The sequence below is a fragment of the Roseateles sp. P5_E4 genome (assembly GCF_054049255.1).
The window spans coordinates 200,723-226,725 of record NZ_JBFUMS010000002.1 but is presented as its reverse complement, the minus strand read 5'-3'; the positions used below and the strand labels follow the sequence as shown (position 1 = coordinate 226,725).

Genomic DNA, 26,003 nt, shown 5'->3' with positions numbered 1-26,003 from the left:
TGAGGGATTACAGCGAACGGATGTTTGCTGCTTGCAGGCCCTTGGGGCCCTGCTTCACTTCGAATTCGACCTGGGCGCCTTCAGCCAACGTGCGGAAGCCGCCGTTGTTCTTGATTTCGCTGTGGTGGGCGAACAGGTCCTTGCTGCCGTCGGCCGGCGTGATGAAGCCGAAGCCCTTGCCGTCGTCAAACCATTTGACAGTGCCGGTTTGGAGGGTGCTCATGGAATTTCCTTACTGTTGTCGTGCTGCGTGGCCCGCCCCAGATCGGCTGCGGAATTCACAACGACGTTCAGGAAATCAGACCAACAAAAAGGCGCCGGATGTCGGCGCCGGGGAGCATTCTAGTTCATGCCGCCAGTCGGATCGGGACGACCACCATGCCGCGTCCTCGCGGAGCGGCGCCTTCGACACGACTTTCCTCGAAAACCGCACAGGCGCAGTCCCGGCAGGCGCCGCAGGCCGTGGCCACGCGCAGGTCATCCTGCAGGGCCTCGAAATCCGGGCAGCCGCTGGAGGCGGCAATCGCGATGTCGCGATCAGAGACTCGGTGGCAGACACAAACAATCATGGGTGCGAAGTCTAATGCGAATCGGTCTCATTTGCAGAAAGAGCGGTTTTGCCGTGGGGCTTTCACTGGGGATACTGCGGCTTAATTTCACGATCCGGAGCTCCCCATGAAAGGCGACCCCCAAGTCATCGCCCACCTCAACGCCCAGCTGAAGCTGGAGCTGACGGCCATCAACCAGTACTTCCTGCACGCCCGCATGCTGAAGAATTGGGGCCTGCTGAAGATGGCCAAGCACGAGTACGAGGAGTCCATCGAGGAGATGAAGCACGCCGACAAGCTCATCGAGCGCGTGCTGACGCTGGACGGCCTGCCCAACCTGCAGGACCTCGGCAAGCTCTACATCGGCGAGAACGCCGTCGAGACCATGAGCTGCGACCTGATCATCGAAAAGGCCTCGCACGTCCACCTGAAGGAAGCCGTCGCCTACTGCGAGCAGGTGCGCGACTACGTGTCCCGCGAGATCTTCGTGCAAATCCTCGACGACACCGAGGAACACATCGACCACCTCGAAACCCAGCTGGAGCTGGTCACCACCGTCGGTGAACAGAACTATCTGCAGTCGCAGATGAGCGAGCCCAGCTGAGCACCCTCACCCTCGCGCCGAGCCGCCTCTTGCAGGCGGCTTTTTCTTGTCTCAGAGGAAGCGTTCCAGCAGCCGCTTGGAATGCTTGTCCAGCGCCCAGCGATCCGGCACCTGCAACTGCACGCCATGGGTGGAAGTGATCAGCAGGCGGCCCTCTTCCAGGCGGCGGATGTCTTCCTCGCTCTTGAGCACGAAGTCGACCTCGCCGCGGTCGGTCTCGATGCGCCAGGTGCTGGGCGTGGCGAAGGTGTTGACGGAGATCAGGCGCAGCAGGGTCGGGTGGAATTCGCGGGCGGCCAGTTCGGCCTCCAGCAACCGGCGCGGCCCTTCCGGCAGGGCTGACAGGCGCTCCACCCAGGCCAGTTCATGGCCGTGCGAGCCGACCAGGGACAGGCCCTCGTCCGGTGCCGAGATCGGGTGGGCACGTACCGGCGTGACACCGACATGGCTGTCGCCGTTCAGATCGGTCAGCAGCAACCGGCCAAGGGCGTCCAGATGCAGGTCGCGGAAGGGCAGTGTGGACATTCAGGACTCCGCGGAGGTCGCGATCAGGTCGAGTTCGACCGCCGCGTTCTTGGGCAGCTGCAGCACGCCGACCGAGGTGCGCGTGTGGGCACCAGCCGTGCCCAGCACGCGCCAGACCAGGTCGGAGGCACCGTCGGCCACTTCGCTGTGCTGGGTGAAGCCGGCGTCGCAATGCACGAAGACGGTCATCCTGACCACGGCCTGCAGCCGATCCAGGCTGCCGAGCTCCTGGCGCAGCAAGGTCAGCGCTCGCAGCACGCAGATGGCCGCGGCACGCTTGGCGCGCTCCAGGCTGACCTCAGCGCCGACGACGCCGGCCACGGCAACATGGTCACCGATGCGCGGGATCTGGCCACTCAGGTAGAGGGTTCGGCCGTCACGCACCAGCGGGCTGTAGCGCCCGCCAATCTGCAGGGGAACGGCGGGGTCGAAGCCGTGTTCCGCGCTGGCGGCATCCAGCTCGCGGTCACGGTCGTGCAGGGCGGTATCAAGCATCGGTGGTGTGGGCGCTGGGGTTGGGGGTCACGGCATGTTCCTCCAGGTCTTCCTGGTCCACGCGGCGGACCTGAGCTTCCCAGAGGCGCCAATAGTGGCCCTGGCGGGCGATCAGTTCGTCGTGCGGGCCCAGCTCGACGATCTCGCCGCGGTCCATGACAACGAGGCGGTCGGCCTTGCGCAGCGTGGACAGACGGTGGGCGATGGCGATGGTGGTGCGGCCCTTGACGAGGTTGTCCAGCGCGCGCTGGATCTCCTTCTCGGTCTCGGTGTCCACGGCTGAGGTCGCTTCGTCGAGGATGAGGATGGCCGGATCGATCAGCAGCGCCCGGGCGATGGAGATGCGCTGGCGCTCGCCGCCCGACAGGCCCTGGCCGCGCTCACCGACGAGGCTGTCATAGCCATGCGGCAGGCGCAGGATGAACTCGTGGGCATGCGCGGCGCGCGCGGCTGCGACGATCTCGTCACGCGTGGCCTCGGGCTTGCCGTAGGCGATGTTCTCGGCGATGGTGCCGAAAAACAGGAAGGGCTCCTGCAGCACGAGGCCGATGTGGCGGCGGTAGTCGGTCACCCTGATGCGCCGCAGGTCCACGCCATCGACCTTGATGGCGCCCTCGGTCACGTCATAGAAGCGGCAGATCAGGTTGACCAGCGTGCTCTTGCCCGAGCCGCTGTGGCCCACCAGGCCGACCATCTCGCCGGGGCGGATGTCGAGGTTCAGGTTGCGGATGACCGAGCGCGAACCGTAGCGGAAGTCCAGGCCCTGCATCGAAATCGCGCCGGTCACGTTCTCGAAGGGCTGGGGGTTGACCGGGTCGGGCACGTTGGAGACGTGGTCGAGGATGTCGAAGATGCGCTTGGAGCCCGCCGCGGCCTTCTGCGTGACCGAGACGATGCGGCTCATCGAATCCAGCCGGCCATAGAAGCGGCCGATGTAGGCCAGGAAGGCTGTCAGCGTGCCGACCGTGATGCTCTGGTGCGAGATCAGCCAGATGCCCACACCCCAGACGACGAGCAGGCCCATCTCGGTCAGCAGCGAGACCGTGGGCCCGAACAGGCTCCAGGTCTTGTTGAGGCGGTCGTTCACGACCAGGTTCTTGGCGTTGGCCTCCCGAAAACGCTGCGCCTCGCGCCTCTCCTGGGCAAAGGCCTTGACGACGCGGATGCCCGGGATGGTGTCGGCCAGGATGTTGGTGACCTCGCCCCAGACGCGGTCGATCTTCTCGAAGCCGGTGCGCAGCCGGTCTCGCACCAGATGAATCATCCAGGCGATGAAGGGCAAGGGCACCAGGGTGGCCAGCGCCAGGCCCGGGTGGATGTTGAACAGGATCGCCGAGATCATCAGGAGCATCAGCACATCGGTGATGAAGTCCAGCGCATGCAGGCTCAGGAACACGCTGATACGGTCGGTCTCGGAGCCGATGCGCGCCATCAGGTCGCCGGTGCGCTTGTTGCCGAAGTATTCGAGCGACAGGCCGAGCAGATGGTCGAAGGTCGCCGTGCGCAGATCGGCGGCAATGCGCTCGGACACCAGCGCCAGCAGATAGGTCTTGGCCCAGCCCAGCAACCACGAGAACAACGCCGCACCCAGCAAGCCACCCAGCAGCGACCCGACCAGCCTGGTGTCGATCGACTGGCCGTTCTGGAACGGGATCAGCACCCTGTCCATCAGCGGCATGCTCAGGTAAGGCGCCACCAGGGTTGCGCCAATCGAGCCGAGCATGAGCGAGAAGCCCAGCAAGAGCTGGCCCCGGTAGGGCCGCGCAAAGCGCCACAGCCGCAGCAGCACCCAGGTGCTCGGTGGTTTGCTGGCCTCGCCGAAATCGAAGGTCGAGTCCTCGCCGTCATCGGCCTCTTCGAGCACGACATGGCCCGAAAGGCGCTGCACCTCGCGGCCGAAGGCGTCGGCAAAGCGCACCGCCGCCGGATTGCAGGCCAGCGTGAAGCGCCAGCGCGCCAGGCGCCGGTCAGCGTCAAACAGCTCCATGAAGGCCAGGCCGCCATGGTCACTGAGCTTGAGGCTCAAGCCCGGCACCAGCGTGTGTTCGACCCAGCTGGCGCTGGTGGGATCGAGGGCCAGCAGGCGTGAATTCGTCAGCGCGATCAGCCCTTGCGCGAAGTGGCCCTGGGCATCCAGGTCAACCTCCAGCAGGGCCACCACGTTCTCGCCAGCCATGAGCCGCCCCTGAAGGACGGCTGTTTGGGGATGAAGCACTGCAGCGGGAGGAAGGTCTTGCATGTTGTTGTTGGCTCTTACGGGCTGCGGCGATTCTCCGCCATGAGTTCAGCGCACAATTCCACGCGATTGCACCGCGCACAACCCCTTACTCGATACGCTCCATGAGCCAGAAGAACGACATCCGCCTGCTGCGCATCAATTACCTGCGCGGGCCCAATATGTGGACCTACCGGCCGGTGCTGGAGGTCTGGCTGGACCTCGGCGAGCTGGAAGACCACCCCAGCCATGTGTTGCCGGGCTTCAACGAGCGGTTGACGGCCGCCCTGCCCAACCTCGTCGAGCACCACTGCGGCGTCGGTGAGCGCGGCGGTTTCCTGGAACGGCTGACCGAAGGCACCTGGTGCGGCCATGTGCTGGAGCACATCGTCATCGAGCTGCTCAACCTGGCCGGCATGCCGACCGGCTTCGGCCAGACCCGCTCCACCAGCCAGCGCGGCGTCTACCGCATGGTGTTCCGGGCGCGTGACGAGCAGGTCGCCCGCGCGGCCCTGGCCGAGGGTCATGCCTTGATCATGGCCGTCATCAACGACCAGCCCTTCGACGCGCCCGCCGCGGTGGCCCGCGTGCGCGACAAGCTGGACGACTGCTACCTGGGCCCCTCCACGGCGGCCATCGTCGCCGCGGCCACGGACCGCCGCATCCCCCATATCCGCCTGAACGACGGCAACCTGGTGCAGCTCGGCCACGGCGCGCGCCAGCGCCGCATCTGGACGGCCGAGACCGACATGACCAGCGCCATTGCCGAAGGCATCGCCAGCGACAAGGACCTGACCAAGACGCTGCTGAAGGCCGTGGGCGTGCCCGTGCCGGAAGGCCAGGAGGTCAAGACCGCCGCCGAGGCCTGGACGGTGGCACAGGACACCGGCCTGCCCGTCGTCGTCAAGCCCAGCGACGGCAACCATGGCCGCGGCGTCTCCCTGGACATCGCGACCGAGGCCGACTGCGAGGCCGCCTTCGCGCTGGCGGCCCGCCACGGCTCCTCGGTGCTCGTGGAGCGCTACATCCCCGGCAACGAGCACCGCGTGCTCGTCGTGGGCGGCCAGGTGGTGGCGGCCGCGCGCGGCGAGGCCGCCTGGGTGCACGGCGACGGCCGCCAGACCGTGGAGCAACTGGTTGAAAGCCAGATCAACACCGACCCGCGCCGCGGCCTGAGCGAGGACTTCCCGCTCAACCGCATCCGCGTGCACGAAGACACCGCCCTGCTGCTGGACCTGCAACGACAGGGCATGTCGCCCGAGGCCGTGCCCGCGGCCGGCAAGGCCGTGCTGATCCAGCGCAATGGCAACGTGTCCATCGACTGCACGCCCGAGGTCCACCCCGAGGTGGCGCATGCCGTGTCGCTCGCCGCCCGCACCGTGGGCCTGGACATCGCCGGCGTCGACCTCGTCACCGAGGACATCTCCAAGCCGCTGTCCGAGACCGGCGGCGCCATCGTCGAAGTGAACGCCGGCCCGGGTCTGCTGATGCACCTCAAGCCCGCCGGAGGCGCGCCGCAGCCCGTCGGCCAGGCCATCATCGACCACCTCTTCGCCGAGGACGAGACCGGCCGCATCCCCATCGTCGGCGTGGCCGGCTCGCGCGGCGGGCGCCAGATCACGCGCCTGGTCGCCTGGCTGCTGCACCTGAACGGGCGCCATGTCGGCCTGGCCTGCCGCGACGGCCTCTTCCTGGGCACGCGCCGCGTCGAGAAGCGCGACAGCGCCCGCTGGGACGCCGCCCACCGCCTCCTGATGAACCGCGGCGTCAACGCCGTCGTCATCGAGAACGATGCTGCCTCCATCCTGCGCGATGGCCTGGCCTATGACCGCGCCGCCGTCGGCGTCGTCACCGATCTGGACGGCATCGCCGCGCTGGCGGAGTTCGACGTGCAGGACATCGACCAGCTCTACAAGGTGCTGCGCACCCAGATCGACGTCGTGCTCAGCGACGGCGCCAGCGTGCTCAATGCCGCCCACCCGCGCTTGGTGGACATGGCCGAGCTGAGCGACGGCGAGGTCGTCTTCTACGCAGAGGACGGCAGCCTCGAGGCCCTGCAGCACCACCGCGACCGCGGTGGACGCGCCGTCTTCCTGCGCGGCGGCGCCGCCGTACTGGCCCATGGCCCGGCCGAGACGCCGGGCGCCAACATCGAGGCCCTGCTGCGCCGCTTTGGCGACCAGGCCATCGATGCCTCGACGCTGCTTGCCGCCGTCGCCGCCGCCTGGGCCCTGGGCATCTCGCCCGAGCTGATCGCCGCCGGGCTCGACACCTTCGTGCCCAACCTGCACCTCGCCTGAAAAGAACACGACTCATGGACGTTTCCCGCACCCGCGCGCTGCGCGGCCCGAACATGTGGAGCCGCCACACGGCCATCGAAGCCGTCGTGCATTGCAACGAGTCCGAGCGCTCGCTCGAGCGCCTGCCCGGCTTCGAGCCGCGGTTGCGCCAGCTCTTTCCCTCAGTCGGCGAGCTGCGCAGAGACGCCTCGCTGGCCCAGGTGCTCGAGCAGGCCACGCTGGCCCTGCAGGCCCAGGCCGGCTGCCCGGTGACTTTCAGCCAGACCCATGTCACGCCCGAGGCCGGCACCTACCAGATCGTCATCGAGTACAGCGAGGAAGACGTCGGCCGGCTGGCCTTCGAGCAGGCGCTCAAGCTCGTGCTCGCTGCGCTGAACGGTGGCGAGTTCGATGCCGACGCGACGCTGGCCCGGTTGCGCGAGCTCGACGAGGACATCCGCCTCGGCCCCTCCACCGGCTCCATCGTCAATGCGGCCCTGGCGCGCGGCATTCCCTACCGCCGCCTCACGCAAGGCAGCCTGGTGCAGTTCGGCTGGGGCGCCAAGCAGCGCCGCATCTGGGCCGCCGAGGTCGACGCCACCAGCGCGGTCAGCGAGTCCATCGCCCAGGACAAGGACCTGTGCAAGCGGTTGCTGCAGGCCGCCGGCGTGCCGGTGCCCATCGGCCGGCCGGTCGACTCGGTGGACGATGCCTGGGCCGTGGCCCAGGAGATCGGCCTGCCCGTCGTCGTCAAGCCGCAGGACGGCAACCAGGGCAAGGGCGTGACCGTCAACGTGACGACACGCCTGGGGCTTGAGGCTGCCTACAAGGCGGCCGACGAGATCGGCCCCGTCATGGTCGAGAAGTTCCTGCCTGGCTCCGACTACCGGCTGCTCGTCATCGGCGACAAGCTGATCGCCGCGGCGCGACGCGATCCGCCGCACGTCATCGGCGACGGCGTGCACACGGTCAAGCAGTTGGTCGACAAGGTCAATTCCGACCCGCGCCGCGGTGACGGCCACGCGACGTCGCTGACCAAGATCCGCTTCGACGACATCGCCGTCGCGCGCCTGACCCAGCAGGGCCTGGCGCCGGAGTCGGTGCCCGACAAGGGCCAGCGCGTCATCCTGCGCAACAACGCCAACCTGTCCACAGGCGGCACCGCCACGGACGTGACGGACGACGTCCACCCGGAGGTGGCTGCGCGCGCCATTGCCGCGGCCCAGGTCGTCGGCCTGCACGTCTGCGGCGTCGACGTCGTCGCCGAGAACGTGCTGCGGCCGCTCGAAGAGATCAGCGGCGGCATCGTCGAGGTCAACGCCGCACCGGGCCTGCGCATGCACTTGAGCCCCAGCTATGGCAAGGGCCGCAATGTCGGCGAGGGCATCGTCGGCCATCTGTTCGGCACCGGCAACAAGTCGGGCGGCATGGCCGAGGACGGCCGCATCCCCGTCGTCGCCGTCACCGGCACGAATGGCAAGACCACCGTCACGCGGCTGATCGCGCACTTGTTCGCCAGCTGCGGCCTCAAGGTCGGCATGACCAACACCGACGGCGTGTATGTCGATGGCCGCCAGATCGACAGCGGCGACTGCTCCGGCCCCAAAAGCGCCCGCAATGTGCTGATGCACCCCGACGTGGAGGCCGCTGTGCTGGAGACCGCCCGCGGCGGCATCCTGCGTGAAGGCCTGGGCTTCGACCGCTGCCAGGTCGCCGTGGTCACCAACGTCGGCGCGGGCGACCACCTCGGCATGAACTTCCTGCACACGGCGGAAGACCTGGTGCTGGTCAAACGCGTCATCGTGCAGAACGTCGCGCCCAACGGCTACGCGGTGCTGAACGCCACCGACCCGCTGACGGCCAGCATGAGCGCCGTCTGCCCCGGCCAGGTCATCTACTTCGCCGCCGACCGCCACCACCCGCTGATGGCAACCCACCGCGCCCAGGGCAAGCGCTGCGTCTATGTGGACGGCGACCAGCTCATTGCGGCCCAGGGCGTCTGGCGCGAGAGCATCCCGCTGCGCGACATCCCCATCACGCGCGGCGGCCTCATCGGCTTCCAGGTCGAGAACGCGATGGCTTCGGTGGCCGCGGCCTGGGCCGTGGGCCTGGACTGGGACACCATCCGCCGCGGCGTAGCCAGCTTCGCCAATGACGCCGACAACGCGCCGGGCCGCTTCAACGTCATGGACTACCGCGGCGCCACCGTCATCGCCGACTACGGCCACAACGGCGACGCGATGAAGGCCCTGGTCGGTGCCGTCGCGGCATTGCCGGCCAAGACCCGCAGCGTCGTCATCAGCGGCGCTGGTGACCGCCGCGACGAGGACATCCGCGTGCAGACCGAGATCCTCGGCGGCGCCTTCGACGAGGTCATCCTCTACGAAGACGCCTGCCAGCGCGGCCGCGCGGCCGGCGAGGTCGTGGCCCTGCTGCGTGCCGGGCTGGAAGGCGCGTCACGCACCCGGCATGTCGAGGAGATCGTCGGTGAGTTCACGGCCATCGACCGCGCACTGGAACGCCTGCAGCCGGGCGACCTCTGCCTGGTGCTGGTGGATCAGGTGGAAGAGGCGCTGGCCCATCTGGCTCAGCGCATTGCCGCCGGCTGAGGGTTCAGCGGTACCTGGCCAGCAGGCGATTCAGTTCGCCTTCGCTGACCAGGCCCTGGATGGCGGTGTTCAACGCCGCAAGGCCCACCGGGCTGCTCGGCGACAACGCGCACTGGGCCAGCACTTCCGACACGACCAGCGGCGGATGCAGGGGCAGCTTGAAGTGGCCGATGCGCTGCTGGTACTCCAGCACGCGCCGGCCGGTCAACGCATGGCGGATGCGGCCGAGTTCGAGTTTCTGCAGATTGGCCACCGCATCGGGTGCGTCGTCGCGCAGGAAGCCTGATCGCAGTGCGTCCGCCATCTCCGGATAGACATAGCCACGCACCGTGCCGATGGGCTGCCCTGTCAACGCTGTCAACGAGGCCGGCGCCGGCACCGAGGCGGCACTGATGAGCAGGGCCTGGTCGGGCAGGAAGGGCCGGCTCCACGCGAAGGCGCCGGGCAGCCAGTCGCTCTGGTAGTCGCACAACAAGTCGCCCTCGCCGCGTTGCAGGGCTTCGGCCAGGCGCTTGCGCGGCGTCGGGCGGGCCACCAGGTCGCGGCCCAGGCGCCGCGCAAGGGCCTGGCCGATGTCGATGTTCAGGCCTTCGATGACGCGGTCGCCCTCGATGCGGGCATGCGGCATCAGCGCGCTGGTCTCCACCAGCATCACCAGCGGCCGGGCAGGTTCGGCACCGGCAAGCGGGCTCAGCAGCAGCGCGGCCATGCCGCCCACTCCCCTTCGCACCCAATACCGCCGCGTCCCGACCATGGGACTGCATCATGCCGTGCCCGTCAATCCAGGGCGAGCGCAGGGTGGCCAGCCGGCCAGCGGACCGTGACCGGCGCACGAAAACCTGCCGACCCGGCACGCCACGCCCAGGGTCGCATCGCTAGACTCGCCGGTCACCTGCCACACCCCCGATGAAGTCCCGCCTGTCGTTCGCCGCCCTCACCCTGGCCTGGGCCCTGGCGGTGCCGTTGGCCCATGCCCAGACGCAGGCCAGCACGGTCCGCCCCGGCGTGGCCCCGATTCCCCACGATGACCTGCTCTACCAGCAGCTCGGCGGCCAGGAAGCCATCCAGCGCTTCACCAACGATTTCTACGACACCCTGCTGCAGGACGCGCGCATCGCGCGCTTCTTCGACGGCATCAACATGAAGCACCTCAAGCGCGTGCTGGCAGACTACTTCTGCGTCGTTGCCGGCGGCCCCTGCGTCTACGACGGCGTGGGCATGAAGGACGCGCACGCCCATCTGGGCATTGGCAAAGGCGACTTCAACACCCTGGTCGAGCACCTGCAGCGCGCCATGGACAGGGCCAACGTGCCCTTCGGCGTGCAGAACCAGTTGCTGGCCCGCATGGCCCATTTCCACCGCGACATCATCACGAAATGAAGCTCCCAGGCCCGGCATTCGCCCAGCCCGACTCACACTGGACGCGGCCCGGCGTTTCCTCATGAGCCTGCCCCCACACCACCGCAACGGCGGCTTCCAGAACAACCACGGCGACTTCGAGCCCAAGTCGCTGGCGGACGTGATCCGCTGGCGCTGGAACGCCTCCCGTCGCGGCCTGCCACCGCGCCCGGCTGAGCCCATCCCGACGCAGCCGGCCGATCTCGGCTTCATCCGCACCAACCACGGCGCTGCGCAGCAGCCGGCGGTGACCTGGATCGGCCACGCCACCGTGCTGACCCAGCTTGGCGGCCTGAACCTGCTGACCGACCCGATCTTCTCCGGGCGCGCCTCGCCGCTGCCCTTTGCCGGGCCGAAGCGCGAGCAGCCGCCAGGCGTGGCGCTGGCCGAGTTGCCCCACGTCGACGCCGTGCTCGTCTCGCACAACCACTACGACCACCTCGACCTGGCTTCGGTACGCAGCCTCGCGCGCCAGCCCGGCGGCAGCCCGCTCTTCGTCGTGCCACTGGGCCTCAGGGCCTGGTTCCAGGCACGCGGCATCGAGCGCGTCGTGGAACTGGACTGGTGGCAGGCCGAGCGCCTCGCCGGCGTGGACATCGTGCTCGTCCCGGCCCAGCACTGGTCGGCGCGTGGCCTGAACGATCGCATGAAGACGCTGTGGGGCGGCTTCGCCGTGTTCGCACCGGACTGCCAGCTCTTCTTCGCCGGCGACACCGGCTATTCGCGCGACTTCACCGACATCCGCGAGCGCTTCGCCGAGCGCCAGCAGCCTCATCAAGGCGGCAGCTTCGACATCGCGCTGATCCCCATCGGTGCCTACGAGCCGCGCTGGTTCATGCAGAGCCAGCATGTCAACGTAGAGGAAGCGCTGAAGATCCACGCCGACCTCGGCGCCAAGCGCTCGCTGGGCGTGCACTGGGGCACCTTCGAGCTGACCGACGAGGCGCTGGACGAGCCGCCCCGCCAGCTCGAACGGCAGCGCGCGGCGCTCGGGCTGGCTGAGGAAGCCTTCTTCACGTTGGCCATCGGTGAGACACGGCGTCTGCCGCTTCGCCAAATCCGACAGCCGCCCGAGGAACTTGCCGACAGGCTGCCCCCATCCTCGCGGCTAGGCTAGCCACGCCATGACTCTCCTTGCCCGTCTTCGTCGGCCTTTCCATGAGCTCGGCCCTGGGCTGATCACCGGCGCGGCGGACGACGACCCGAGCGGCATTGCCACCTACTCCCAGGCCGGCGCGCAGTTCGGCTACGGCATGTTGTGGAGCGTCGTCTTCACCCTGCCGCTGATGGCCGCGATCCAGATCGTCAGCGCCCGCATCGGCTATGTATCCGGCCGCGGCCTGGCGGCCAACATGAAGCGCACGTTCCCGCGCCCTGTGCTGCTGGCGCTGGTGGGCCTGCTGCTGGCAGCCAACACGCTGAACATCGCCGCCGACATCGCCGCCATGTCCAGCGCGCTGCACATGCTGGTGGGCGGCCCGGCGCTGATCTACGCGATCGCCTTCGGCGTGGTCAGCGTGCTGATGCAGGTCTTCCTCGCCTACCAGAGCTATGTGCGCTGGCTGAAGTGGCTGACGCTGGCACTGCTGGCCTATGTCGGCGTGGTCATCGTGCTGGGCCTGGACTGGGGCGAGGTGTTGCTGCACACGATACGGCCCGAGCTGAAATGGAACCGTGACACGGTGCTGATGCTGGTGGCGCTGTTCGGCACGACGATCAGCCCCTATCTGTTTTTCTGGCAGGCGGGCCAGGAGGTCGAGGACTGCGCAGGCCGCCCCTGCAAGCCAGCCGACGTGAAGCGCCATCTGCGCCGCATCAAGCTGGACACGCATGTCGGCATGGGTTTTTCCAACCTCATCGCCTTTTGCATCATGCTGTCCACGGCCGTGACGCTGCATGCCGCCGGCGTGCACGACATCCAGACTTCGGCCCAGGCCATCGAGGCGCTGCGGCCGATCGCGGGCGAGCATGCGGCGCTGCTGTTCAGCCTGGGCATCATCGGCACGGGCATGCTGGCCGTGCCGGTGCTGGCTGGCTCGGCGGCCTACGCGGTGGCCGAGGTGGCCGGCTGGCGCGACAGCCTGAGCCTCAAGCTCGAACGCGGCGAGGGACGCGGCTTCTACAGCGTCATCGCCGTCGCGACCCTGGGCGGCGTGGCCCTGTGCTTCGCGCCGCTGGACCCGGTCAAGGCGCTGTTCTGGTCGGCGGTGTTCAATGGCATCAGCGCTGTGCCCATCATGGCCGCGATGATGGTGCTGGCCACGCGCGAATCCGTCATGGGCGAGCATGTCATCGGCCCCAGGCTGCGCCGCATGGGCTGGGCTGCCACCGGCGTGATGGCGCTTACCGCACTGGCACTGGCGCTGGTCTGAGTTCTTCACGCGCGTGGCGCAGCACCACGCGCGACGAATGCAAGGCGAGGCCGGCCATGATGACGGCCACCAGCAAGTCGGGCCAGGCCTGGCCGGTCAGCGCCACGCCACCGGCGGCGGCCACGACGGCCACATTGCCCAGCGCGTCGTTGCGACTGCACAGCCAGACCGCGCGCATGTTGGCGTCGCCTTCGCGCCAGGCATAGAGCATCGCGGCCACACCCACATTGGCCAGCAGGGCCAGCGTGCCGACGATACCCATGGTCGCGGCCTGCGGTGGCTCGCCCGCCCAGGCGGCCCAGGCCGCGCGGGCCAGCACACCAACGCCGAACACCGCCATCGCCCAACCCTTGACCCAGGCCAGCCGCGCCCGCCACAGCAGCCCGGCCGACAGCACGGCCAGCGACGCGCCATAGTTGGCTGCGTCGCCGATGAAATCCAGCGCATCGGCCCACAGCGACAGCGACCCGGCGCGCCAGCCGGTCGTGATCTCGACGACGGCCATGGCCGCATTGATCAGCAGTGCCGCCCACAGCACGCGGCGGTAGGCCGGCGAATTGCCGGGGCTGGGTTCATCGTGATGGTGGTGGCAGGCGTGGCTCATGGCGGAGAAGACCTTGGCTGAAAACTGCCACCATTGCAAACCCTGGAGCCACACCAGAGTCAAGCCGAGAATCGTGAGATGCGTATCGGAGAACTCAGCCGCCTGACCGGAACAAAGGTCGACACCATCCGCCACTATGAGCGCGAGGGCCTGCTGGCGCCGCCACCGCGCACGGATGCTGGATACCGCGTCTATGGCCCGCCTGATGTCGAGCGCCTGCACTTCATCCGCCGCTGCCGCTCGCTGGACATGAACCTGGCTGAGGTGCGGGCGCTGCTGGCGCTGCAGGGCGACGGGCACGGTGGCGCCAACGGAGCAGGTGTGCATGCGCTGCTGGACGCGCACATCGGCCACGTCAGCGCACGCATCGCGGCGCTGCAGGAACTGGAGAAGGAATTGCGCGCGCTGCGGGCACGCTGCCAGGGCGACGAGCCGGCCTGCGCCATCCTTGAAGGCCTGGCAGAGCCCGGGGCCGAGCTACCGGCCAAGAGCCACGTCGGCCACAGCCACTAGGCCGATCAGCCGACTCGACACACCTTCAGCATATTGGTGCCACCCGGGTAGCCCATCGGCTCCCCGCAGGTGATGGCATAGGTGTCGCCGGGCATCAGCACACCGCGCTCGACGAGGATCTTTTCTGCGGCGGCCAGGGCCACGTCGCGGTCCTCGAACTTGGGCATCAACAGCGGCAGCACATTGCGGTACAGCGCCATCTTGCGCTGGCTGACCGGCTGGGTCGTCAGGCCGAAGATGGGCACCTGGATGCGGTGGCGGCTCATCCACAGTGCCGTCGAGCCGGACTCGGTCAGGGCCAAGATGGCCTTGCAGCCGAGGTGATAGGCCGTGAACAGCGCGCCCATGGCGATGGACTGGTCGATGCGGCCGAACTGGCGGCCGGCAAAGTCGGTGTCCAGGCTGACGAACTCGGCACGCTCGGCTTCCAGCGCGATGTTGGCCATCTGCTCGACGGTCTCGATCGGGTATTTGCCGGCGGCCGTCTCGGCGGACAGCATGACGGCGTCGGTGCCGTCCAGCACGGCGTTGGCCACGTCGCTGACCTCGGCGCGCGTGGGCACCGGGTTGACGATCATGGACTCCATCATCTGCGTGGCCGTGATGGACACCTTGTCCAGCTCGCGGGCCAACTTGATCATGCGCTTTTGCAGCGCCGGCACGGCCGCGTTGCCCACTTCCACGGCCAGGTCGCCACGCGCGACCATGATGCCGTCGCTGGCCTTTAGGATGGCCTCGAGGTGGGGGATGGCCTCGTAGCGTTCGATCTTGGCGATCATGGCCGGCTTGTGGCGATAGGCCTCGCCAGCCACATTGGCCAGCTGGCGCGCCATTTCCATGTCGGTCGCGTTCTTGGGGAAGCTGACGGCCAGGTATTCGCACTGGAAGGACATCGCGGTCTTGATGTCGTCCATGTCCTTGGCGGTCAGTGCCGGCGCCGTCAGACCGCCGCCCTGCTTGTTGATGCCCTTGTTGTTGGACAGCTCGCCGCCGAGCTTGACGATGGTGTGGACCTGCGCGCCGCGCACGGACTCGACGGTCAGCACCAGCAGGCCGTCGTTGAGCAGCAACGTGTCGCCGGGCTTCACGTCACGCGGCAGTTCCTTGTAGTCGAGGCTGGCGATGTCCTGGTTGCCCAGCTCGGTGCGGTCGGCGTCCAGGATGAAGGGCGCGCCGGGGATCAGCTCGATCTTGCCGCCCTCGAACTTGCCGACGCGGATCTTGGGGCCCTGCAGGTCGGCCATGATGGCCACCGACTTGCCGACACGTTGCGCGGCTTCCCGGACCATGGTCGCGCGGTCGATATGGTCCTGCGCCTTGCCGTGGGAGAAGTTCAGCCGCACGACGTCGACGCCGGCGCGGATCATCTTCTCCAGGATCTCCGGCGTGTTGGAAGCAGGGCCGAGGGTGGCGACGATCTTGGTGGCGCGGGTCATGGCTGTCTCGATTCTTGGAAGGCGCGGAATTATGGTCCGCCAAGCCTCGCGCGAGTTTCGTCGTGTTTCAACCCAACACCTTCTCGAAGAAGGAGCTCAATGGATCAGGCGTGTAGCCGCCGAAGGGCCCGCGCTCCGAGTAGCCCAGACGCCGGTACAACGCCAGGGCCTCGGGCTGGTGGATACCGGTCTCCAGCCGCGCGATCCGCAGGCCGCGTTCGGTCAGCTCGGCCTCTAACTGCGCCATCAGCTGCCGGGCGACGCCACGGCCACGCTCGCTATCCAGCACGAAAAGACGCTTGATCTCTCCATAGCCGTCCGCGTCGAAGTGCTTGACGCCGCCGCAGCCGACGAGCTGCTCGCCACGCCACAGCCCGTAGAAGCTGCCCTGCGGTGGGCGCAGGCCATCGGCGGGCTCGAAGTGGTTGCTCTCGCTGGGATAGAGCGCGCCCATATAGGCCTCGGACAGCGCGATCAGACGCTGCGCATCGGGGTGACCGGGGTCCAGCGGCGCAAGGCGGGCGGGCAGTTCGGAACTCATGGTTGTTGGATACCAGTTACAGGGAAGGCACCGTCATCGCGAGCAGATAGCGCGCTGATTCGGCCCCGGGGTTGGTGAAAACGCTGCGCCCAAGGCAGCGAAAGCTGATCGAGTCGCCAGCGCCCAGCTCGAAGACCTGCCCCTGCAGAGTCAGCCGCAGCCGGCCTTCCAGCAGGCACAGGTGGTGTTCCAGGCGCGCGACGGTGGGCTCGTCGTAGGCCAGCTCGGCGCCGGGCGCGAGACGGCCCTCGATGACCTCGGTCGCGAAGCCGGCCAGGGGCGGACAGCGCATCAGTCGCTCGAAGCCGCTCTGCACGTCGTGCCAGCGTGGCTGGTCGGCGGCGCGCAGCAGGCGCACGGGCAGGGCCTCGGCTTCGGCGAGCAGGCGGCTCAGCGGCAAGCCGTAAGCGCGGGCCAGGCGCGACAGCAGCGTCGCCGTCGGGCTGGTCTCGGCGCGCTCCAGCCGGCTCAGCGTCGCGCGGCTGACGCCGCTTTTCAAAGCCAGCTCATCCAGCGACCAGCCGGCGGCCGTGCGCAGCGCAGCCAGCCGCTCGGCCAGTTGACGCTCGAACTGCCCCTCTTCGTTCAATTCAGAGAATTCTTCTCTCATATGGGAATATGCTAGCCGAGATGAAGGACCGCCAGCTCGCTCCATTGATCGCCGCTATGGCCGTCGTGCTGACCTGGGGGGTCAATTTCCCGCTGTCCAAGGCCTTGTTCAACCAGGTCGGCCCGACCGGTTTCCTGGGGCTGCGCTATCTGCTGATGCCCTTCTGCGCCGTGGCCCTGCTGTGCTGGCGTTTCGGCATGCGCTGGCCGCGACTGGACCGCGGCGAAGTCTGGCCGCTGGTGCGATTGACGCTGATCGGCCAAGGCCTGCACCTGTTGCTGTCGGCCTACGGCATGCAGGGCTCCACTGCCTTCAGCGCCAGCGTGCTGCTGGCCTGCGGGCCGGTGTTCACACTGCTGATCCTGCGCGCAACCGGCGTGGAGAAACTCTCCGCGGGCCAGGTCGTCGGCGTGGCGATGGCGGCCACGGGCGCATTGGTTTTCACATCGGACAAGCTGCTCGCCGCCGACTGGCAGGCCGGCCTGGGCGACCTGACCCTGCTGGCCGCCGCCGCTCTCTTCAGCTACTACACGGTGGCGAGCAAGCCGCTGATCCAGCACCACGGCGGTGTGACGGTGCTGGGTTATGGCAGCCTGGTGTGCACGCTGCCGATGCTGCTGTGGTGCTCGCCGGCACTGGTGTCCTTGGACTGGGCGACGCAGCCCACATGGGTATGGCCGGGCCTGGCCTGGCAGGTCATCGGCGGCGGCTTCCTGGGCTGGCTGGCCTGGGGCTGGGCCAACGAGAAGCGCGGCGTGGCCCGCACCGCGCCGCTGATCTACCTGATGCCGCTGGTGGCCGGCCTCATCGCGTGGCTGTGGGGCGGTGAGCAGTTCAGCGCGCCCAAGCTGCTCGGCGCCGGCGTCATCCTCGCCGGTGTGGCGCTGGCGCAGTTCAGCCCTGCGCTGAACGGGCCTCGCGGGCTTCCCGCACGTCCGCAACCGCCAGAGCCGTCATGTTGACGATGCGGCGCACCGTCGCGGAGGGCGTCAGGATGTGCACGGGGGCTGCGGCGCCCAGCAGGATGGGGCCGACCGTGACGCCGTGACTGGCGCTGATCTTCAGCACGTTGAAGAGGATGTTGGCCGCATCCAGCGTCGGCAGCACCAGCAGGTTGGCAGCGCCCTTGAGCTTGCTGTCGGGCAGAAAGGCCTGGCGCACGCTCTCGGAAAGGGCCGCGTCGCCATGCATTTCACCGTCGCATTCGACTTCAGGGTGGGCGGCCGAGAACAGCTCGTGGGCGCGGCGCATCTTGACGGCCGACGGCCGCGTGCTGGAGCCAAACATCGAATGGCTGACGAAAGCCAGCTTGGGCGGCAGGCCAAAGCGGCTCACCTCCTCGGCAGCCATCGCGGCGATGTCGGCCAGCTCCTCGGCGCTCGGGTCGTCGTTGACGAAGGTATCGGTGATGAAGAGCGTCATCTGCTCCAGGATCAGCGCGTTCATCGCGGCGAACTGGCGCACGCCTTCGCGAAGGCCGACGAGGTCGCGCACCTGCTCCAGGTGGCGGTCGAAGCGGCCGACCATGCCGCAGATCATCGCGTCGGCGTCGCCCAGCTCGATGGCCAGCGCACCGATCGCCGTGTTGGAGCGCCGCACGGCGGACTTGGCCATCTCGGGCGTGAAGCCGTTGCGCTTCATGCGGGCGTAGTAGGCCTCCCAGTACTGCCGGAAGCGCGGGTCGTCCTCGGGGTCGATGACGGCAACGTCTTCACCCAGCTTCAGCCGCAGGCCGGCGCGCTCGATGCGCGCCTTGAGCACTGCCGGTCGGCCGATCAGCGTCGGCTTGCACAGGCCCTCGTCCAGGGCCACCTGCACGGCACGCAGCACGCGCTCGTCCTCACCCTCGGCATAGATGACGCGTGCGCACTCGGCCTTCGCGGTGGCGAACACGGGGCGCATGAACATGCCGGTCTGGTAGACAAAGCGCTCCAGCGACTGGCGGTAGGCGACGAGGTCTGTCACCGGCCGCGTGGCCACGCCGTCGGCCGCCGCAGCCGCTGCAACCGCCGGCGCGATGCGCAGGATCAGCCGTGCGTCAAACGGCTTGGGGATCAGATATTCCGGGCCAAAAGCCAGTTCCTGGCCGGCATAAGCCGCGGCCACTTCGTCACTTGTCTCGGCCTTGGCCAGCGCCGCGATCTCGCGCACGCAGGCGAGCTTCATGCCTTCGGTGATCTTGGTCGCGCCGCAGTCCAGCGCGCCGCGGAAGATGTAGGGGAAGCACAGGACGTTGTTGACCTGGTTGGGGTAGTCGCTGCGGCCCGTGGCCATGATGCAGTCCGGCCGCACGGCCTTGGCCAACTCGGGGCGGATCTCCGGCTCGGGGTTGGCCAGCGCCAGGATGATGGGCTGACTGGCCATGGTCTTGACCATGTCGGCCGTCAGCACCCCGGCGGCCGAGCAGCCGAGGAAGACGTCGGCGCCATCGACCACATCGGCCAGTGTGCGCGCCGCCGTGATCTGGCAATAGCGCTGTTTGGACTCGTCCAGCTTGCCGGCCTTCGCGTCTTCACGTTCGGACTGGATGACACCGCGCGAGTCGCAGACGAAGACGTTGTCGCGCTTCACGCCCAGGCCCACCATGACGTCCAGGCAGGCGATGGCCGCGGCCCCCGCGCCCGACACGGCGACCTTGACCTTGGCGATGTCCTTGCCCACCAGCTCCAGGCCGTTGAGCAGCGCCGCCGACGAGATGATGGCCGTGCCGTGCTGGTCGTCGTGGAAGACGGGGATGTTCATGCGCTTGGACAGCTCGCGCTCGATGTAGAAGCACTCGGGCGCCTTGATGTCCTCGAGGTTGATGCCGCCCAGCGTCGGCTCCATGGCCGCGATGATGTCGATCAGCTTGTCCGGGTCGCGCTCGGCGAGCTCGATGTCGAACACATCGATGCCGGCGAACTTCTTGAACAGGCAGCCCTTGCCTTCCATGACGGGCTTGGCGGCGAGCGGACCGATGTCGCCCAGGCCCAGCACGGCGGTGCCGTTGGTGATGACGCCCACCAGGTTGCCGCGCGACGTGAAGTCGGCCGCCAGCGACGGGTCGCGTTCGATGTCGAGGCAGGGATAGGCCACGCCCGGGGAGTAGGCCAGCGACAGGTCGCGTTGGTTGGACAGCGCCTTGGTCGGCGTGACCGAAATCTTGCCGCGCGTCGGGCTGCGGTGATAGTCCAGAGCGGCTTCGCGCAGCGCAGCTTCGGCAGGCGACAAGGGAGCGTTGTTCTTTTCCATGAGGGTGACTCTCCAGGGAGGAACCCTCAAGGTTACGCCGCGTTTCAGCCCCCGCCGATGCAGGTTTTTTGGCGATCTATGCCGAAGCCGATATCACCCGGTCGCGGCCTTCATGCTTGGCGCGGTACATGGCCTGGTCGGCCTCGCGCAACGCAGCCTCGACATCCGCCGCCGCCGCGGCCTGGGCGACGCCCCAACTCGCAGTGACCTTCAATCCGGCTGGCCACTCGACGCGCGCCAGCACCTGGCGCAGCCGCTCGGCCACGGCCACGGCCTCATCGGCCGGCGTCTGCGGCATGACGATGACGAACTCTTCGCCACCCCAGCGGGCCAGCAGGTCGTCGCGCGGCAGGTTGGCCCGCAGCGTGCGGGCCAGCAGCACCAAGACCTGGTCGCCGACCTCGTGGCCATGCTCGTCGTTGACGCGCTTGAAGTGGTCGGCGTCGACGAAGACGACCGACAGCGGGAAGCTCATGTCGCCCTGCACTTGCAGCAGCAGGTCCAGTGCACGGTTGAGGCCATCGCGGTTGGCCACACGGGTCAGCGGGTCGCGCAAGGCCATCTTCTCGAGCGCTCGCGAGCGTTTCATCGACAAGCGCAGGCGCCCGTGCACCGTCCAGCTTTCCCAGACCAGATAGCCCAGCAGGCTGAACATCCACAGGCCAACCAGGCCGAGGCGGAAGGTCTCGGGAGCGACCCAGTCACCGACGAGCTCGGCGCGGTCGACGCGGATCAGGTGCTGGCCCGGCGCCACCTGGCCGCTGGTACTGAAACTGATGACGCGGATGCTGTCCATCTCCGGGCCCACCAGGGATACGGGCAGTTGATGTGTCTGGGCCCACCACGAGCTGACGGCGAACTGCGACAGCCGCACTTCCAACGGCTGGGGCTGGGCGCCGGGCGCGAAGGTGACCTCCTGGGGCTTGAGGCTTTCGGCGTCACCCGGCTTGGTATAGGCCGGGTTGGCATTGCGCAGGAAGACGCGCACCTGTGGCGCCTGATGGTCCAGCGATGGGCCCTCCGCGTGCAGCCATAGGCGGATATGGCTGAAATTGCGCAGATCCAGGGCCCGGCCCTTCATCTCGAATTGCAATTCGCAGTAGGGCCACTCGTAGCCGGGGCGGATGTCGCAGCGCATGCCCACCGGGCCGCCGGCAGGCGCGTCCAGCCTGGCTTCACTCTTGCCGCCGCTGCTGCGGTCGTCGACGATTTCCAGATGCTGACCCGCGCCGCGCCCATCGAGCACGAGGTGGCGAGTCATCCAATACTCGTTGGCATAAAGGCCGAGCAGCGTCGTGACGACGAGCAGGGCGAGGAGCCAGCGCAAAACCATCCGGCAATTGTGTCGGCCGGTAACGCCGGGCGGTGGGGGCGGCCGACGCTGAACGTGAAATCATGACCGCCCCCAGCGGCGGACTTGTATCAGCCCGCTGCGCGCTCGGCCAGGATCTTGAAGGCCGGCAGCGTCTTGCCTTCCAGCACCTCCAGGAAGGCACCGCCGCCCGTGGAGATGTAGCCCACGTCCTTCTCGATGCCGTACTTGGCAATCGCAGCCAGCGTGTCGCCGCCACCGGCAATGCTGAAGGCGACGCTCTCGGCGATGGCGCGGGCGATGGCTTCCGTGCCATGGGCGAAGGCCGGGAACTCGAACACGCCGACCGGGCCGTTCCAGACGATGGTGCCGGCGGCCTTGAGCTTCTCGGCCAGCTTGGCGGCCGTCTTGGGGCCGATGTCGAGGATGAGGTCGTCGTCCTCCACGTCGGTGGCCGCCTTGACCGCCGCCGTGGCACCAGCGGAGAAGGTCTTGGCCGTCACGACGTCTTCGGGGATGGGCACGTCGGCGCCGCGCGCAGCCATCGCATCGATGACGGACTTGGCCTGATCGATCAGATCCGGCTCGGCCAGCGACTTGCCGATCTTCAGGCCTGCGGCCAGCATGAAGGTGTTGGCGATGCCGCCGCCGACGATGAGGCCGTCGACCTTGCTCGCGAGGGCTTGCAGGATGGTCAGCTTGGTCGACACCTTGGAGCCGGCAACGATGGCGACGAGCGGGCGGCGCGGGTTGGCCAGGGCCTTGGTGATGGCGTCGATCTCGGCTGCCAGCAGCGGGCCGGCGCAAGCGATCTTGGCGTACTTGGCGATGCCGTAGGTGGTGGCCTCGGCGCGGTGGGCCGTGCCGAAGGCGTCGTGCACGAAGATGTCGCACAGGGCAGCCAGCTTCCTGGACAGCTCCTCGCTGCACTTCTTCTCGCCCTTGTTGACGCGGCAGTTCTCCAGCAGCACCAGTTGGCCCGGCGCGACGGAGACGGCATCGACCCAGTCGCGCTGCAGCGGCACCGGGCGGCCCAGCAGCTCGGCCATGCGCTCGGCCACCGGCGCCAGCGAATCTTCAGGCTTGAACTCACCCTCGGTCGGGCGGCCCAGGTGGGATGTGACCATGACGGCGGCGCCAGCGTCCAGGGCCATCTTGATGGCCGGCAACGACGCGCGGATGCGGGTGTCCTCGGTGATCTTGCCGGTATCGTCCTGCGGCACGTTGAGGTCGGCGCGGATGAAGACGCGCTGGCCGGCCACCTTGCCGGCGGCGATCAGGTCGGAGAAGCGGATGACGTTCATGGTGGGCGGGGCAGTTGATGAGAAACCGAAACTGCCGCGATTCTCGCCGCCCGCCGTTCCGGCGCGGTTACCAGCCGAAGCCCAGCTTGAGCGGCAGCATGACCGCCATGCCGACGAGGATGGTGCCCAGGATGCCCTTGCGCCAAAAGTAGTAGGCCGTCGCGGCCACCGCCGCGGGCCAGCGCGCATCCTGCCAGGTCGTGATGAGCTGGCCCTGCGTCATGAAGATCTCGGGCGCGACGACCGCGACCAGGGCCGCCAGCGGCGCGACCTTGAGCAGTTCGCGCAGCCAGTCCGGAATGGGCAGGGGCTTCTCGCCGATCATGAAGAAACCGCGCGTCAGGACGGAAATGCCGGCCAGACCGAACAGCGCCACCCAGGTCATCGCATCGCTCATGTCCGCCCCTCGGTCGTCGAGTACGCCGACCGATCCCCCGAGGGGATGCGCGCCGACTTGGGACGGCCCGGCGTTCGGCGCGCGCTCATGCCCTGGCCTTTCGCGCGTCCAGCCACCAGCCTACGGCGCCCGCCGCAAAGATGGCGCACAGGATGTTGAGCTTGAGCGGCAATGCATAGGTGGCAATCGACACAGCGCCGGCCGTCACAGCCACCCACCACAGCACCTTCTCGGTCAGCAGCGAATAGGACAGCCCCAGCAGCGCCAGCACGCCGGCGAAGCCAATGCCCCAATGCGGCGGGATGCGGTCGGCCAGCAGGATGCCGGCGAAGGAGCAGGCCTGCCAGGTCGGCCAGTTGACGGCCACGCCACCCCAGAAATAGCGTTGCTGGCCCGGTGCCGGCACGGGGTCCGGATAGCGCTTGACGAAGTAGACGAAGTTCAGGTCGGCCGCGACATAGCCGCTCAGCAGCCGGCGCGCCCTGGGCAGATGGCCCCAGTAGTTGCGCCATTGCGCGCTGAAGATGACAAAGCGCAGGTTGACGCAGAAGGCTGTGGCCAGCAGCACCCACAGCGGCGCGCCGGAGGCGATCAGCGGAAGGGCCGTCAGCTGCGCGCTGCCGGCAAACACCAGCAGCGACATGCCCATGGCGAGCGGGATGCTGAGCCCGCTCTTGACCATGGTCACACCGGTCACCAGGCCCCAGGCCGCCAGGCCCAGGGAGGGCGAGGCCATGTCGCGCGCGCCGTGGCGGAAATCGGGGTCGGCCGCGAGCGCGCGCAACCTGGAAGTCAGACTCATGCCGCCATTGTCGGCGGCACTTCAATCACTGCCCGATGCGACGGACTTTGCCGCTGCCGGCGACGGAGGACGAAATCTCCGGCGAGCCCGCGTACTTCACGTCACCCGAGCCGGCGATGGACACGTTCAGGCGCTTGGTCGCGTTGACCTGGGCGTCGCCACTACCGGCGATGCTGACCTTGACGTCTTCCGCCACCAGGTCGGCCGCCTTCACGTCGCCGCTGCCGGCGATGGTCACCTGGGCGCTGGCACAGCGGCCGGCCGCGACGATGTCACCACTGCCGCTGACCTTCATCCCCAGGCGTTCGGCGTCCAGGCCCGCGAAGCGGATGTCGCCGGAGCCGGCGATGGAGGCGTCGACGCCGGCCGTCTTCATGGCCTCGACCTTGACGGTGCCGGAGCCGGCCACAGCGATCGAGCGCAGGGCCGGCATCTCGATGGTCAGGCTGGGGTTGGTCGAGCTGTGCACATTGACGCCCTTTTTGGGCGAGATCTCCAGCGTGCGGCCCTTGCTGCCGTCGACGACGCGGGTTTCGATCAGGGGCAGCAGGTTGCGGTCGGCCTTGACCTCGACCTTGTTGCCCGAACCCTGGCGAATGACGACGTTGAAGCCGCCGGTCAGCGCGACACCGTCGAAGGCGCCCGTGTCGCGGGCCTCGGTAGCGATGTCGCCATTGCCGTTGACGCGCTCGCTGTTGATGGTCCAGCTCCAGGCCTGGGCGGAGCCGCTGAACATGGCGGCGGCCACGAGACCGAGGGCAAAGAGACGGCGGGAGGTGTTCATGTCGGGCTCCATCGGGGTTTTGATGGTTCCCATGGTGCCAAGCGGCTGCGCAACGGGCCCGCGGCAGGCGACAGTGCGCGGGATAGAAGGGGCGAAATGCGTCTGGAGGTGCCGGATCAGTGGCCCTTGGCCTTGTCGCCGCCCTTTTCAGACGCCTTTTCAGCGACTTTCTCGACCGGCTTGGCCTCAGGCTCGTCGGCCGGCGGCTTGACCGAGCCCGGGCGCGGCACGACGGGCGCGACGCCCTCGAGCTTGTTCTCGCGCATGTACTCGTCCATCTCGCGCCAGCCGGTGTAGACGGCGGCCTTCTGGGCCTTGGGGTTGAGGACGTAGCAGTCCTCGATGGCACGCATCGCATGCCGGCAGGCGCTGCCGATGGCCTTGCCCTCGGCTTCCTTGGCAGCGGCCACTTTGGCGGGGTCGTCGATGCCAAGCTGCTCGCAGGCCGACAGGGCTGCGAGCAGGGGCAGGGCAAGAAGAAGGCGCTTCATGGGCTCAGCTATCGGCCGGCGCGGCTGCAACTTGAGGTCACGTCGAGTCAGCGCCTGGCCATCGCGAGCAGGCGCGTGACGCGTTCCTCGGTCGACGGGTGGGTGGAGAACAGCCCTCGCAGGCCACCACCGGACAGCGGGTTCATGATCATCATCTGTGCCGTCTCCGGGTGAGCCTCGGCGGGTGCCATCGGAATGCCCTGAGCGTAGCGGTGGATCTTGTCCAGGGCCGAGGCCAGCGCGGCCGGGTCGCCGGAGAGTTCCGCGCCGCCGCGGTCGGCCTCGAACTCGCGGGCGCGGCTGATGGCCATCTGGATCACCGTCGCGGCCAGAGGCGCAAGCAACGCGATCGCAATGCTGGCGATGACATTGGTCTGCCGGCCGTTCTCGTCGCGGCCGCCGAACAGCCCGGCGAAGTTGGCCAGCATCGAGATCGCACCGGCCATCGTCGCGCTGACGGTGCTGATGAGAATGTCCCGGTGCGCCACATGGGCCAGTTCATGGGCCATGACACCACGCAACTCGCGCTCGGACAGTACGCGCAGGATGCCCGTCGTTGCCGCGACGGCGGCATGCTCGGGGTTGCGGCCGGTCGCAAAGGCGTTCGGTGCTTCCTCGTCGATCAAATAGACCTTGGGCATGGGCAGACCGGCCCGTTGCGCCAGTTCCTGAACCATCCGATAGAACTGCGGCGCCGTGCTCTCGTCCACCTGCCGTGCGCTATACATGCGCAGGACCATGTCGGCCGAAAACCAATAGGCGAAAAAGTTCATGCCAACGGCCACCAGCAACGCGATCAGCATGCCGGCCTGGCCGCCGATCCAGGACCCGACGGCCATGAACAGCGCCGTGATGGCGGCCATCAGGACAGCGGTTTTCACCAGATTGAACATGTCACCGGCCCGGGAGTCAGGAATACGTGGGAGATGGTGC

The 26,003-nt window shown here is 68.0% G+C and carries 26 protein-coding genes; 8 read left to right on the top strand and 18 right to left on the bottom strand.

Features of this window, described 5'->3' with window-relative positions; all coding sequences use genetic code 11:
* Nucleotides 1-7: 7 nt before the first annotated feature.
* Entirely contained in the window at nt 8-223 is a 216-nt protein-coding gene (locus ACXJLH_RS03815; protein ID WP_056205145.1) for a cold-shock protein, read from the bottom strand.
* A gap of 124 nt (nt 224-347) precedes the next feature.
* Nucleotides 348-569 (bottom strand): (2Fe-2S)-binding protein, encoded by a 222-nt coding sequence (locus ACXJLH_RS03810; protein ID WP_082533065.1) that lies wholly within the window; start codon nt 567-569, stop codon nt 348-350.
* A gap of 106 nt (nt 570-675) precedes the next feature.
* On the opposite strand from ACXJLH_RS03810, the gene bfr reads away from it, so the two are divergent.
* Nucleotides 676-1,152 (top strand): bacterioferritin, encoded by a 477-nt coding sequence (gene bfr, locus ACXJLH_RS03805; RefSeq protein WP_056205148.1) that lies wholly within the window; start codon nt 676-678, stop codon nt 1,150-1,152.
* A gap of 51 nt (nt 1,153-1,203) precedes the next feature.
* Here the strand turns inward: bfr and ACXJLH_RS03800 are convergent, their stop codons facing one another.
* Genes ACXJLH_RS03800 through ACXJLH_RS03790 form a run of 3 tightly spaced genes read right to left on the bottom strand, consistent with a single transcriptional unit; the run spans nt 1,204 to nt 4,411 of the window.
* A complete protein-coding gene (locus ACXJLH_RS03800) occupies nt 1,204-1,677 on the bottom strand; it encodes a cyanophycin metabolism-associated DUF1854 family protein (protein WP_457442548.1) in 474 nt (157 codons plus the stop codon).
* The gene (locus ACXJLH_RS03795; RefSeq protein WP_056205161.1) at nt 1,678-2,172 is read right to left on the bottom strand and encodes a RidA family protein; all 495 of its coding nucleotides are present in this window, start codon (nt 2,170-2,172) and stop codon (nt 1,678-1,680) included.
* The gene (locus tag ACXJLH_RS03790) at nt 2,165-4,411 is read right to left on the bottom strand and encodes a cyanophycin metabolism-associated ABC transporter (RefSeq protein WP_056205165.1); all 2,247 of its coding nucleotides are present in this window, start codon (nt 4,409-4,411) and stop codon (nt 2,165-2,167) included. The genes ACXJLH_RS03795 and ACXJLH_RS03790 overlap by 8 nt, the downstream gene beginning before the upstream one ends.
* A 101-nt stretch (nt 4,412-4,512) precedes the next feature.
* On the opposite strand from ACXJLH_RS03790, the gene ACXJLH_RS03785 reads away from it, so the two are divergent.
* Both ACXJLH_RS03785 and cphA read left to right on the top strand, forming a co-directional pair.
* Nucleotides 4,513-6,687, top strand: coding sequence for a cyanophycin synthetase (locus ACXJLH_RS03785; protein ID WP_056205168.1), 2,175 nt, complete (start codon nt 4,513-4,515; stop codon nt 6,685-6,687).
* 14 nt (nt 6,688-6,701) lie between these two features.
* Nucleotides 6,702-9,275 (top strand): cyanophycin synthetase, encoded by a 2,574-nt coding sequence (gene cphA / locus ACXJLH_RS03780; RefSeq protein WP_457442547.1) that lies wholly within the window; start codon nt 6,702-6,704, stop codon nt 9,273-9,275.
* A gap of 4 nt (nt 9,276-9,279) precedes the next feature.
* Here cphA and ACXJLH_RS03775 read toward each other — a convergent pair whose 3' ends face one another.
* The gene (locus ACXJLH_RS03775; protein ID WP_457442546.1) at nt 9,280-9,984 is read right to left on the bottom strand and encodes a substrate-binding periplasmic protein; all 705 of its coding nucleotides are present in this window, start codon (nt 9,982-9,984) and stop codon (nt 9,280-9,282) included.
* A 197-nt stretch (nt 9,985-10,181) separates the two neighbouring features.
* Between ACXJLH_RS03775 and ACXJLH_RS03770 the strand changes: the two genes are divergently transcribed.
* From ACXJLH_RS03770 to ACXJLH_RS03760, 3 genes are all read left to right on the top strand, one after another.
* Nucleotides 10,182-10,655: a group I truncated hemoglobin gene (locus ACXJLH_RS03770; RefSeq protein WP_056205179.1), complete on the top strand. Its 474-nt coding sequence runs from the start codon at nt 10,182-10,184 to the stop codon at nt 10,653-10,655.
* Nucleotides 10,656-10,716: 61 nt separating this feature from the next.
* Nucleotides 10,717-11,790 carry an MBL fold metallo-hydrolase gene (locus ACXJLH_RS03765; RefSeq protein WP_457442545.1) on the top strand — a complete coding sequence of 358 codons (1,074 nt, stop codon included), beginning with the start codon at nt 10,717-10,719 and terminating at the stop codon, nt 11,788-11,790.
* Nucleotides 11,791-11,797: 7 nt separating this feature from the next.
* Nucleotides 11,798-13,045: an NRAMP family divalent metal transporter gene (locus ACXJLH_RS03760; RefSeq protein WP_056205184.1), complete on the top strand. Its 1,248-nt coding sequence runs from the start codon at nt 11,798-11,800 to the stop codon at nt 13,043-13,045.
* Here ACXJLH_RS03760 and ACXJLH_RS03755 read toward each other — a convergent pair.
* Nucleotides 13,017-13,649, bottom strand: a complete 633-nt coding sequence (locus ACXJLH_RS03755; protein WP_457442544.1) for a cation transporter — start codon at nt 13,647-13,649, stop codon at nt 13,017-13,019. The two genes, ACXJLH_RS03760 and ACXJLH_RS03755, sit on opposite strands and share 29 nt — an antisense overlap.
* A gap of 78 nt (nt 13,650-13,727) precedes the next feature.
* Between ACXJLH_RS03755 and ACXJLH_RS03750 the strand changes: the two genes are divergently transcribed.
* Nucleotides 13,728-14,162, top strand: a complete 435-nt coding sequence (locus ACXJLH_RS03750; RefSeq protein WP_457442543.1) for a Cd(II)/Pb(II)-responsive transcriptional regulator — start codon at nt 13,728-13,730, stop codon at nt 14,160-14,162.
* Nucleotides 14,163-14,167: 5 nt separating this feature from the next.
* Here the strand turns inward: ACXJLH_RS03750 and pyk are convergent, their stop codons facing one another.
* From pyk to ACXJLH_RS03735, 3 genes are all read right to left on the bottom strand, one after another.
* Nucleotides 14,168-15,598 (bottom strand): pyruvate kinase, encoded by a 1,431-nt coding sequence (gene pyk / locus ACXJLH_RS03745; protein WP_457442542.1) that lies wholly within the window; start codon nt 15,596-15,598, stop codon nt 14,168-14,170.
* A gap of 67 nt (nt 15,599-15,665) precedes the next feature.
* Nucleotides 15,666-16,139 carry a GNAT family N-acetyltransferase gene (locus tag ACXJLH_RS03740; protein WP_457442541.1) on the bottom strand — a complete coding sequence of 158 codons (474 nt, stop codon included), beginning with the start codon at nt 16,137-16,139 and terminating at the stop codon, nt 15,666-15,668.
* Between the two features lie 16 nt (nt 16,140-16,155).
* A complete protein-coding gene (locus tag ACXJLH_RS03735) occupies nt 16,156-16,749 on the bottom strand; it encodes a helix-turn-helix domain-containing protein (RefSeq protein WP_457442540.1) in 594 nt (197 codons plus the stop codon).
* Nucleotides 16,750-16,769: 20 nt separating this feature from the next.
* Between ACXJLH_RS03735 and ACXJLH_RS03730 the strand changes: the two genes are divergently transcribed.
* Entirely contained in the window at nt 16,770-17,711 is a 942-nt protein-coding gene (locus ACXJLH_RS03730; protein WP_082533067.1) for a DMT family transporter, read from the top strand.
* Here the strand turns inward: ACXJLH_RS03730 and ACXJLH_RS03725 are convergent.
* The 8 genes from ACXJLH_RS03725 to htpX all read right to left on the bottom strand — a co-directional run bounded on the left by ACXJLH_RS03725 (nt 17,644) and on the right by htpX (nt 25,963).
* Nucleotides 17,644-19,980, bottom strand: coding sequence for an NADP-dependent malic enzyme (locus ACXJLH_RS03725; protein WP_457442539.1), 2,337 nt, complete (start codon nt 19,978-19,980; stop codon nt 17,644-17,646). The genes ACXJLH_RS03730 and ACXJLH_RS03725 overlap by 68 nt on opposite strands.
* 76 nt (nt 19,981-20,056) lie before the next feature.
* Entirely contained in the window at nt 20,057-21,313 is a 1,257-nt protein-coding gene (locus tag ACXJLH_RS03720; protein WP_457442538.1) for a GGDEF domain-containing protein, read from the bottom strand.
* An 89-nt stretch (nt 21,314-21,402) separates the two neighbouring features.
* Nucleotides 21,403-22,596 (bottom strand): phosphoglycerate kinase, encoded by a 1,194-nt coding sequence (locus tag ACXJLH_RS03715; protein WP_056205208.1) that lies wholly within the window; start codon nt 22,594-22,596, stop codon nt 21,403-21,405.
* A gap of 67 nt (nt 22,597-22,663) precedes the next feature.
* Complete coding sequence (locus ACXJLH_RS03710) at nt 22,664-22,993, bottom strand: AzlD domain-containing protein (RefSeq protein WP_457442537.1); 330 nt, start codon at nt 22,991-22,993, stop codon at nt 22,664-22,666.
* 85 nt (nt 22,994-23,078) lie between these two features.
* On the bottom strand, nt 23,079-23,795 hold the full coding sequence (locus ACXJLH_RS03705) for an AzlC family ABC transporter permease (RefSeq protein WP_457442536.1): 717 nt from the start codon (nt 23,793-23,795) through the stop codon (nt 23,079-23,081).
* A 25-nt stretch (nt 23,796-23,820) separates the two neighbouring features.
* A complete protein-coding gene (locus tag ACXJLH_RS03700) occupies nt 23,821-24,579 on the bottom strand; it encodes a head GIN domain-containing protein (RefSeq protein WP_162247880.1) in 759 nt (252 codons plus the stop codon).
* A 116-nt stretch (nt 24,580-24,695) separates the two neighbouring features.
* On the bottom strand, nt 24,696-25,070 hold the full coding sequence (locus ACXJLH_RS03695; RefSeq protein ID WP_457320711.1) for a hypothetical protein: 375 nt from the start codon (nt 25,068-25,070) through the stop codon (nt 24,696-24,698).
* Nucleotides 25,071-25,117: 47 nt separating this feature from the next.
* Nucleotides 25,118-25,963, bottom strand: coding sequence for a zinc metalloprotease HtpX (gene htpX / locus ACXJLH_RS03690; RefSeq protein ID WP_457443151.1), 846 nt, complete (start codon nt 25,961-25,963; stop codon nt 25,118-25,120).
* Nucleotides 25,964-26,003 lie beyond the last annotated feature (40 nt).

Excerpts from the sequence above, each read along its gene's own strand:
- ACXJLH_RS03815 (WP_056205145.1), bottom strand. The coding sequence starts at position 223 with ATGAGCACCCTCCAAACCGGCACTGTCAAATGGTTTGACGACGGCAAG.
- ACXJLH_RS03810 (WP_082533065.1), bottom strand. The coding sequence starts at position 569 with ATGATTGTTTGTGTCTGCCACCGAGTCTCTGATCGCGACATCGCGATT.
- bfr (WP_056205148.1), top strand. The coding sequence starts at position 676 with ATGAAAGGCGACCCCCAAGTCATCGCCCACCTCAACGCCCAGCTGAAG.
- ACXJLH_RS03800 (WP_457442548.1), bottom strand. The coding sequence starts at position 1,677 with ATGTCCACACTGCCCTTCCGCGACCTGCATCTGGACGCCCTTGGCCGG.
- ACXJLH_RS03795 (WP_056205161.1), bottom strand. The coding sequence starts at position 2,172 with ATGCTTGATACCGCCCTGCACGACCGTGACCGCGAGCTGGATGCCGCC.
- ACXJLH_RS03790 (WP_056205165.1), bottom strand. The coding sequence starts at position 4,411 with ATGCAAGACCTTCCTCCCGCTGCAGTGCTTCATCCCCAAACAGCCGTC.
- ACXJLH_RS03785 (WP_056205168.1), top strand. The coding sequence starts at position 4,513 with ATGAGCCAGAAGAACGACATCCGCCTGCTGCGCATCAATTACCTGCGC.
- cphA (WP_457442547.1), top strand. The coding sequence starts at position 6,702 with ATGGACGTTTCCCGCACCCGCGCGCTGCGCGGCCCGAACATGTGGAGC.
- ACXJLH_RS03775 (WP_457442546.1), bottom strand. The coding sequence starts at position 9,984 with ATGGCCGCGCTGCTGCTGAGCCCGCTTGCCGGTGCCGAACCTGCCCGG.
- ACXJLH_RS03770 (WP_056205179.1), top strand. The coding sequence starts at position 10,182 with ATGAAGTCCCGCCTGTCGTTCGCCGCCCTCACCCTGGCCTGGGCCCTG.
- ACXJLH_RS03765 (WP_457442545.1), top strand. The coding sequence starts at position 10,717 with ATGAGCCTGCCCCCACACCACCGCAACGGCGGCTTCCAGAACAACCAC.
- ACXJLH_RS03760 (WP_056205184.1), top strand. The coding sequence starts at position 11,798 with ATGACTCTCCTTGCCCGTCTTCGTCGGCCTTTCCATGAGCTCGGCCCT.
- ACXJLH_RS03755 (WP_457442544.1), bottom strand. The coding sequence starts at position 13,649 with ATGAGCCACGCCTGCCACCACCATCACGATGAACCCAGCCCCGGCAAT.
- ACXJLH_RS03750 (WP_457442543.1), top strand. The coding sequence starts at position 13,728 with ATGCGTATCGGAGAACTCAGCCGCCTGACCGGAACAAAGGTCGACACC.
- pyk (WP_457442542.1), bottom strand. The coding sequence starts at position 15,598 with ATGACCCGCGCCACCAAGATCGTCGCCACCCTCGGCCCTGCTTCCAAC.
- ACXJLH_RS03740 (WP_457442541.1), bottom strand. The coding sequence starts at position 16,139 with ATGAGTTCCGAACTGCCCGCCCGCCTTGCGCCGCTGGACCCCGGTCAC.
- ACXJLH_RS03735 (WP_457442540.1), bottom strand. The coding sequence starts at position 16,749 with ATGAGAGAAGAATTCTCTGAATTGAACGAAGAGGGGCAGTTCGAGCGT.
- ACXJLH_RS03730 (WP_082533067.1), top strand. The coding sequence starts at position 16,770 with ATGAAGGACCGCCAGCTCGCTCCATTGATCGCCGCTATGGCCGTCGTG.
- ACXJLH_RS03725 (WP_457442539.1), bottom strand. The coding sequence starts at position 19,980 with ATGGAAAAGAACAACGCTCCCTTGTCGCCTGCCGAAGCTGCGCTGCGC.
- ACXJLH_RS03720 (WP_457442538.1), bottom strand. The coding sequence starts at position 21,313 with ATGGTTTTGCGCTGGCTCCTCGCCCTGCTCGTCGTCACGACGCTGCTC.
- ACXJLH_RS03715 (WP_056205208.1), bottom strand. The coding sequence starts at position 22,596 with ATGAACGTCATCCGCTTCTCCGACCTGATCGCCGCCGGCAAGGTGGCC.
- ACXJLH_RS03710 (WP_457442537.1), bottom strand. The coding sequence starts at position 22,993 with ATGAGCGATGCGATGACCTGGGTGGCGCTGTTCGGTCTGGCCGGCATT.
- ACXJLH_RS03705 (WP_457442536.1), bottom strand. The coding sequence starts at position 23,795 with ATGAGTCTGACTTCCAGGTTGCGCGCGCTCGCGGCCGACCCCGATTTC.
- ACXJLH_RS03700 (WP_162247880.1), bottom strand. The coding sequence starts at position 24,579 with ATGAACACCTCCCGCCGTCTCTTTGCCCTCGGTCTCGTGGCCGCCGCC.
- ACXJLH_RS03695 (WP_457320711.1), bottom strand. The coding sequence starts at position 25,070 with ATGAAGCGCCTTCTTCTTGCCCTGCCCCTGCTCGCAGCCCTGTCGGCC.
- htpX (WP_457443151.1), bottom strand. The coding sequence starts at position 25,963 with ATGTTCAATCTGGTGAAAACCGCTGTCCTGATGGCCGCCATCACGGCG.